The organism is Paraburkholderia sp. J12 (genome assembly GCF_905220215.1).
GTDB lineage: Bacteria > Pseudomonadota > Gammaproteobacteria > Burkholderiales > Burkholderiaceae > Paraburkholderia.
Window position 1 is genome coordinate 1 of the sequence record NZ_CAJMZC010000045.1, and the last position, 853, is coordinate 853.

Genomic DNA, 853 nt, shown 5'->3' on the forward strand with positions numbered 1-853 from the left:
CGCGCGGATCGTGCGGGTCGGGTCCAGGCGGGGATCGGTGAAGTTGGGGTGGTTCATACGGCCCTCGGAATGATTATTGGGTTCGATTTATTGCTCGGACGCGAACGTCAGCGGGCTGTGCGCTGCAATGGCGCCGTTTTGCACGAGTCGCGTCACCGCGGCGATGTCCGGCGCGAAGTAGCGGTCCAGATCGTAGTGCGGCACTTCGCTGCGCACCGTTTTCATCACGCGCGCGAGCGACGGGCTCGTGGGGTGCGGCGCGCGCAGGTCCACACCCTGGGCTGCTGCGAGCAGTTCGATCGAGAGGATGTTGGCCGTGTTGTCGGCGATATCGGCGAGCTTGCGCGCCGCGAACGTCGCCATCGAAACGTGATCCTCCTGGTTGGCCGAGGTGGGCAGCGAATCGACCGAGGCCGGATGCGCGAGCGTCTTGTTTTCCGAAGCCAGTGCCGCGGCCGTCACGTGCGCGATCATGAAGCCCGAGTTCACGCCGCCATCTTTCACGAGGAACGGTGGCAGGCCCGAGAGCGTGGCATCGATCAGGAGTGCGATGCGGCGTTCGGCGAGCGCGCCGATTTCGGCGGCCGCGAGCGCGAGATTATCCGCGGCGAACGCCACCGGCTCCGCGTGGAAGTTGCCGCCCGAGAGCACTTCGCCGGTGTCCGGGAAAATCAGCGGATTGTCGGAGACGGCGTTCGCCTCGATGAGCAGGACTTGCGCCGCATGGCGCATCTGGTCGAGACACGCGCCCATCACCTGCGGCTGGCAGCGCAGCGAGTACGGGTCCTGCACCTTGTCGCAGTCGTGGTGCGAAAGATTGATCGCCGAGCCGTCGAGCAGCGCGCGATAGGCC

Annotated in this window: 1 protein-coding gene; it reads right to left on the reverse strand. The window is 66.1% G+C overall.

Annotation, left to right across the window (positions count from 1 at the left end):
• Nucleotides 1-87: 87 nt before the first annotated feature.
• Nucleotides 88-853 (reverse strand): aromatic amino acid lyase (locus U5760_RS31525; protein ID WP_322016216.1); only part of this gene is annotated, 766 nt, incomplete at its 5' end.